The organism is Roseiconus lacunae (assembly GCF_008312935.1).
In the GTDB taxonomy this organism is placed as follows: domain Bacteria; phylum Planctomycetota; class Planctomycetia; order Pirellulales; family Pirellulaceae; genus Stieleria; species Stieleria lacunae.
On sequence record NZ_VSZO01000089.1, the window covers coordinates 1 to 6,616 of the forward strand.

Consider the following 6,616-nt stretch of genomic DNA (forward strand, 5'->3'; position numbering starts at 1 on the left):
GTAAATCGACGAACAATTCGATGCACGTGAGCCGCCGAATTGGGTTCACTGAAGTGGTGAGTCGTTCGCGGCGGCCACGTGATCGTCACCGTTCTGCCACTAATCGGGAACACAACGATGCGTCGCATCGGAATTACGATGGTCGAACTACTGGTCTCGATTGGGGTTGTCGCAATCGTCATCGGGATTGCACTTCCGGCGATTCAATCCGCACGCGAATCAGCGCGGCGTATGCAGTGCCAAAACAACACGCGGCAGCTACTTGTCGCCATACAATCACATCACACCACTCACGGTGCGTTACCGTCATTCTACAACGGGTCAGCACTCAACTATCCGCTCCAGGAATGGGACCTCTTCCACATGCATTCCTGGCGAGTGCCGCTTCTGCCCTATATTGAGCAGACCCCACTGAAAGAACAGATTGCGTGGGATTTCCTTGCAACCGCTCCAGAGAATTCTGCGATTGCGCAGACTGTTGTTCCTACGTTTATCTGCCCAAGTGGCGGCGACGCTACGACGATGGGATGGGGACTCAAACACGGGTCAATCGGTATCCCGGAGGATGATATTGCGGAGCAAGATCGCTACCACGTCGTTCGGAGTGACTACGACGCAATGGCGGGAATAGAGGTGCTTCCCGATCCGTTAGCCCCGAATGTGAATGCCAACTCCGTGGAATACGTTCGCTGGGGAATCTGGGGATGGCCTGTCTTCGATACGCCGACAACAACTGGATCCCGGTTGTTGCGATACCGGCAAGGAAGATTCCGTGATGTCAGGGATGGCCTATCACACACGATCGCGGTCGTGGAACGTGCTGGAAAACCTACGGACATACTTAATGGGCGGCCAAACGTCACGAGCGGCAATCCCAACGCTGATTACCCTGGTCAGGTCGGGTGGTCAGCCAGCAATACGTTCATTTGGTCGATCCATGCCAACGGTGTTGGCGTAAATGAATCGAACTCGGTGGGCATGTTTTCCTTCCATAGTGGTGGGGCCAACATTGGAATCGCTGATGGGTCGGTTCGATTTCTCTCCGATTCAAGCGATTTTGAGACTTTGACAAAACTCTATGGAAGGTCCGACGGTGGCCTGCCCGAATAAAGACGTGGCAGAACCAGGCAATGCACCCGAGCCGCGAAGTCGGGCGTTTTGACAATGGACAATCTCTCGTCGCGGCCGGGTGATTGCAATCGTTCTCCGACTGACGCTGTCATCGCCGACGCCTAGTTTCACTCGAACAATGAGCTACGTCTTAGCCATCCTCGCACTGATTGCATTCGGCTTGGCATTGCCCGTATGTGCGGTTGCGTGTGTCGTATGGCTGTTCGGTGACACATGGAATTGGCGGCATCTCTCGCTTTCGATTCCGATCGTTCTTGCCTGCGTCAACGCACCCGCTTACTCCGCTGCCGCAACTGGGCTGCTTACGTGGAACTCAGCGTTCGCGATGCACGTTTTCGCAATTGTACTTTTCGGCATCGCGACAGCAATCAACGGTGGAAATCCCACGGAGGGATATGCGTTGGCTCTTGTCATTCTTACTTTGTCTGTTTCCATTTCCGTCGTTCGACGTGCTTGGCGTGATGATAATGACGTGCAAGATGCTACAGTGACCGAAGCGGCGGAGAACAATGAAATGCACGCGAGGACGGGAGTCGCGGTTTCTGGTCTGCTTGCATGTCGTTCGCCCGTCCCGCGTGATTTCTAGCGTTACCCGACAGAGATAAGCCCATCTCGATGGACTTCGGCACGATCCTTTTGACGTTGGTTCTTGCGACACTGGTCGTCGCAATGGCAGGCTGGATTGGCGATTGGACCGGCTCGCGCTCACGCAAGGTAGACGACCGATTTTGGCACAACTCCGCTGTATGTTGCCCCGGATGCAGCCGTCCTTATTGCGAAGCAGATATCGATGGGCGGAGCTACATCATGTGGGAACACAAACACGCGGGGGCCGTGTTCTCTTGTTCCTCGTGCAAAGTTGCCTCTGAATTCCTTCGTGATGATTCCAGCTTTTCATACGTTGGACCATCACCTCAATTCCGTCGCTGCCTGATTTGCGACAATCAATTCAACGGTGCTCCCTTGGACCGATGCCCGATGTGTGGATCAGATGATTCGTTGCTTGATCTCAAGTCACCGTTTGCACAGGCTCGTCCATCTGAGACAATCGGGTAACAAGCGGATGCACGACGAGTCGCCGAGTCGTGGTTATTGAAGTGGAGGATCGCTCGCGGCGACCGCGTGATCCGTGTCGTTCGCGATGCCATCCGACGCCCGGTGGTGTGGCCCACTGTTTCTCTGCGATCTCTAGAATCGCTAACGGTTCTTCGATGATCCATGGTTTTGTTCCGTACTCAGAAGAAGCTCATCGCCTGTCGATGTTGCTTCAGATCGCAGACGGTTTGACAGATGGCGACTAACCAACGCCTGAAGGGAGCGGCGCTTGGCACGCTACACTCCAATGTCGCCAATCGCTATGTCACGTGACCTCTGTTTCCTGGGATTCGCTTTGGGTGTCACGGAGCAATTGTTCGTATTGGATGCGCGGTTGTTTTTCGACTCACTTGACTTCACGCACAAGCGGATGCGGGCAACCGACGCCTGACGGGGATGCCGAGTTTCCTCTCATGTTTCCAATCGGTTACAATGGCAAATGGCGACCATGCTTCATGCTGGCGTCATGTGCGGGATCGCGAACAATCGGATGCACACGGAGCAACGGAGTCGGGGGCCTTTGGGTTTTAGTTCTTACTCGATTGCCGTTGCCCGGTGATCCTGGCCGTTCGTCGTGCTTGGTCACGTTCGTTGGTTCATTCACCTTCGAGTGCCGATCAGATCCGACGCCTGTCGTTGTGGCTGGAACTGCGCCCATCGCTTCGTGACGCGACCTCTGTTTCCTGTTGACCGCTCTTGATGTCACGGTTCGATAGATCATCTTCTCCAATCGGATCATGGCTTGGTGATTCGCAATGCAAGTCACGTTCGTCGTGCCGGAAGACTCGCGTAGTGGCCCATTGCTTGGCAGAGGAACATCAGTCGCCTATTGATCGCTCTTGATGTCGCGGTTTGGTTGTCACTCCTGGCTTACCGTATTGATTCACGTACCGGCCCATCCATTGGCCACGGAACCTCTGTCGCCTGTTGATCGCATTGGTGGTCACGGTTTGATATCGTAATCCCGATCGACAAGAAGGCCCATCACCGCGCATCGATTGCTACAATAGTTCTGGGGCGTCCAACTTTCGACTGGCGGAGATCGTAGCCGGACGAACCATGTGATGAACGGGAGTCGCGGGCGCTGCTGTTTCCTGAGTTCACAATGTTTGGCCGCGACCCCGTTATCACCAACGTTCCCCAATGGATTAAGCATGAATGTAACGCGATACACGAGATTCTCAATTGCGAGCTTACTGCTACTGATGGTAGTGGTCGCGTTAGTTGGGCGCGTTTCATTGGATCGTGCCCGCATAGTGAGTTTGAATCGCGAGCTTGCGCTTCATGACGCCGTGGAGCGTCAACGGTCCCGCGTTGCACAAAGGCAACTGGAGCTTGACGCAATGATCAAGCAAGCCTGGCCGCAAGCCGAACTTCAGTATCTTTATCGGTGGATTGGGACAAGTCGTAGTCAAAAAAACAGACGGGTTGAAGTCACTCCGTCGGCGATTGGGTTGCGTCGCCAAATGACAACAATCCGGGGTGCAGAACTCCGGCTCAAGATGGAGCAGGCGATACTTGATGAGGAAGAGAAGAAGCTGCGATCGAAGGTCGACAATCGAACTCCCAAGGCATGATGGGGAACCATGAAATGCACGTGAGGACGGGAGTCGCGGTTTCTGGTCTGCTTGCGAGTCGTTCGCCCGTCCCCCGTGATTTCTACCGTTCGTCGTGCTTGGTCACGCTGGTTGGTTTAACGATCTTTAAATTCGGATCAACGCACAAGCCGGATAGGGTGACCGCAGTCGGCCCACCGCATGATGACGCGACCTCTGTTTCCTGGTGATCGCTCTTGATGTCGCGGTTTGGTAAACGTTTCCAACGGCCAACAATCGCCAACAATGGATCGTGATCCTGTACACCCATTTCTTTATAGCGGCGGAGTCTCCGAATGACCCCAACACTCGATCATGCCTCTCGATCGGATGTCACTTGAATCCGGTACCGCGGTTTAAACACCCTATCCTGATCCCGGTTCAGACTGATGGATCGCCCCAAGTCACTCAACGATGGCTACAATAGGTCACGTCCGTCCAACTTCATGCTGGCGACAACCGTAAATCGACGAACCAAGTGATGAACGGGAGTCGCGGGCGCTGCTGTTTCCTGAGTTCAGGATGTTTGGCCGCGACCCCGTTATCACCACCGTTCTGTCAATGAGTTGCTGTTCAAACAATGATGCTTCGCGATGTTCACGTGTTTCCATTTGATTCAACTCATCGCTCCACTTTTTGGAGCGATAATTCTCGGCGGTTTTGGATGGGACAATTTTGGGATCGTCGGATGCGCCATAGGAATTCCATCAGGCTTGGTACTTGGCGGATTAGTCGGGCGATTGCCGTTGTTTATCGCGCTCAAGTTTCTGGCACTTAGGATGGGCCGAATGTCGGATGACGAACTGATTACTGAACTTCGTGATCCGACTTGCCTAACACCCAATGTGCATCTGCTAGAACTGAATCGTCGTGGATACGATATTCGCAGAGAACTGCCGTCCATCCATTCGCTTCTTGCCTCGGAGAGTATTGATCGCCGGACTAGTGGATGGGCCGCGCTGACTTCTGCGTTCCCCGATTTGATTGAAAAGGTTCCAGGTTATAGCCCGACCGCTCCAGCTGATGATTGCCGGCAGAGATGTGCACCACTCCTCAGCATGACAGAACAATGCGATGAACCGAAGTCGCGGAGTCGCCGTTTTTGACACTTGAAAATCAAACGCCGCGACTCGGTTATCGCGGCCGTTCTGCCACAGAATTGAATTCACCGTCAAATGAACCCAATGTCTTTCGATGACTGCGGCTGAGATTCTGCAACGCCAAGACCAGATCGTCACTACGCTTGCTAATGCGATCCGCGAGCCGTGGAAATTCGTTGTAGTTAACATCGAGATTGACGTAATTGACGGCGACCAAACAGAGAATTGCATCGTGCTAAGTTACACGAAGAAGCTCTGGCGGCTTATCCAACGGAGTGAGGAACTGCCGCATGAGCTCTACGATCAGTTCGCAGCACTGCGGGATCAGTTGGCAGAATCTAACGACTCATCGTGGGGTTCGTGTACACTTGTGTTTGAAAAGACCGGCCGATATCGATTTGAATTCTCCTACGAACCTCCCTCCAGATTGAACGGAATTCACGATGAAGATTCCATGATGGCGAAGTTCGACCCAGCTGCGTTTCTGAATCGTGATACCTGATCGAAGAGGCAGAACCATGACGTGCACCGGAGGACGGCATGACGCGATTACAAATGGACACTCATCCCGCCGTCCCCGGTGACGTCGGTCGTTCGTCGTGCTACTTCAAGTTCGTTGGTTCATTCACCTTCGAATGCGGATCAGATCCGATGCCTGTCGTTGTGGCTGGAATTGGGCCCGTCGCGTCGTGACGCGACCTCTGTTTCCTGTTGGTCGCTCTTGATGTCACGGTTTGATAGATCATCTTCTCAAACCGGATGATGGCTTGGTGATTTGCAACGCAAGTCACTTTCGCTATACCGGATGACTCGCGTAGGGGCCCATCGATTGGCAACGGAACCTCTGTCGCCTGTTGATCGCATTGGTGGTCGCGGTTTGGTATCGCAATCTCGCTTGACATTGACACCCCTCTTCACGCAGCAATTGCTACAATAGTTTTGGGCCGTCCAACTTCCAGTCGGTGGCAATCGTAGCCTGACGAACAATGTGGTGCACCGCAGTCGGCGAGTTGGGTTTACATTTGAGTTCACGTCACCCGCGCCGACGTGGTGACCACGAAACGTTCGTCGTGCTACTTCACGTTCGTTGGTTCATTCATCTTCGAGTGCGGATCAGATCCGACGCCTGTCGTTGTGGCTGGAACTTGGCCCATCGCTTCGTGACGCGACCTCTGTTTCCTGGTGACCGCTCTTGATGTCACGGTTCGATAGATCATCTTCTCCAATCGGATCATGGCTTGGTGATTCGCAATGCAAGTCACGTTCGTCGTGCCGGAAGACTCGCGTAGGGGCCCATTGATTGGCAGAGGAACATCAGTCGCCTATTGATCGCACCTGATGTCGCGGTTTTGTTGTCGCTCCTGCCTCATCGCATTGATTCACGTACCCGTCCATCCATTGGTAACGGAACCTTTGTCGCCTGTTGATCGAATTGGTGGTCACGGTTTGGCATCGTAATCCTGGCTGATGTTGACGCCCCATGTCATTCAAGCGATTGCTACAATGGTTCTGGACCGTCCAACTTCCAGCCGGCGGCAAACGTAGCCTGACGAACCATGTGATGAACGGGAGTCGCGGGCGCTGCTGTTTCCTGAGTTCAGGATGTTTGGCCGCGACCCCGTTATCACCAACGTTCGTCGTGCTACTTCACGATCGTTGGTTCATTCATCTTCGAGGCTGGATCAAAACCGACGC

General features: G+C 53.8%; 7 protein-coding genes. 6 read left to right on the plus strand and 1 reads right to left on the minus strand.

Annotated features, from left to right (window positions below; genetic code table 11):
• Nucleotides 1-117 precede the first annotated feature (117 nt).
• The 4 genes from FYC48_RS27360 to FYC48_RS27370 all read left to right on the plus strand — a co-directional run bounded on the left by FYC48_RS27360 (nucleotide 118) and on the right by FYC48_RS27370 (nucleotide 3,803).
• On the plus strand, nucleotides 118-1,110 hold the full coding sequence (locus FYC48_RS27360; protein ID WP_149500000.1) for a DUF1559 domain-containing protein: 993 nt from the start codon (nucleotides 118-120) through the stop codon (nucleotides 1,108-1,110).
• 139 nt (nucleotides 1,111-1,249) lie between these two features.
• Nucleotides 1,250-1,717: a hypothetical protein gene (locus tag FYC48_RS27365; protein ID WP_149500001.1), complete on the plus strand. Its 468-nt coding sequence runs from the start codon at nucleotides 1,250-1,252 to the stop codon at nucleotides 1,715-1,717.
• A 756-nt stretch (nucleotides 1,718-2,473) separates the two neighbouring features.
• Nucleotides 2,474-2,617: a hypothetical protein gene (locus tag FYC48_RS28060; protein WP_160149803.1), complete on the plus strand. Its 144-nt coding sequence runs from the start codon at nucleotides 2,474-2,476 to the stop codon at nucleotides 2,615-2,617.
• Between the two features lie 952 nt (nucleotides 2,618-3,569).
• On the plus strand, nucleotides 3,570-3,803 hold the full coding sequence (locus tag FYC48_RS27370) for a hypothetical protein (protein WP_149500002.1): 234 nt from the start codon (nucleotides 3,570-3,572) through the stop codon (nucleotides 3,801-3,803).
• Nucleotides 3,804-3,885: 82 nt separating this feature from the next.
• On the opposite strand, the gene FYC48_RS28065 is transcribed toward FYC48_RS27370, so the two are convergent.
• On the minus strand, nucleotides 3,886-4,092 hold the full coding sequence (locus FYC48_RS28065) for a hypothetical protein (protein WP_160149804.1): 207 nt from the start codon (nucleotides 4,090-4,092) through the stop codon (nucleotides 3,886-3,888).
• A gap of 923 nt (nucleotides 4,093-5,015) precedes the next feature.
• Here FYC48_RS28065 and FYC48_RS27380 point away from each other — a divergent pair.
• Together FYC48_RS27380 and FYC48_RS28585 are read left to right on the plus strand one after the other, a co-directional pair.
• Nucleotides 5,016-5,423: an immunity protein YezG family protein gene (locus FYC48_RS27380; protein ID WP_149500004.1), complete on the plus strand. Its 408-nt coding sequence runs from the start codon at nucleotides 5,016-5,018 to the stop codon at nucleotides 5,421-5,423.
• 978 nt (nucleotides 5,424-6,401) lie between these two features.
• The coding region (locus FYC48_RS28585) for a hypothetical protein (protein ID WP_235034467.1) at nucleotides 6,402-6,616 on the plus strand (215 nt) is incomplete at its 3' end.

Coding starts and splice junctions, on each gene's coding strand:
- FYC48_RS28065 (WP_160149804.1), bottom strand. CDS start 4,092: ATGGGTGTACAGGATCACGATCCATTGTTGGCGATTGTTGGCCGTTGG.
- FYC48_RS27365 (WP_149500001.1), top strand. CDS start 1,250: ATGAGCTACGTCTTAGCCATCCTCGCACTGATTGCATTCGGCTTGGCA.
- FYC48_RS28060 (WP_160149803.1), top strand. CDS start 2,474: ATGTCGCCAATCGCTATGTCACGTGACCTCTGTTTCCTGGGATTCGCT.
- FYC48_RS27380 (WP_149500004.1), top strand. CDS start 5,016: ATGACTGCGGCTGAGATTCTGCAACGCCAAGACCAGATCGTCACTACG.
- FYC48_RS27360 (WP_149500000.1), top strand. CDS start 118: ATGCGTCGCATCGGAATTACGATGGTCGAACTACTGGTCTCGATTGGG.
- FYC48_RS27370 (WP_149500002.1), top strand. CDS start 3,570: ATGATCAAGCAAGCCTGGCCGCAAGCCGAACTTCAGTATCTTTATCGG.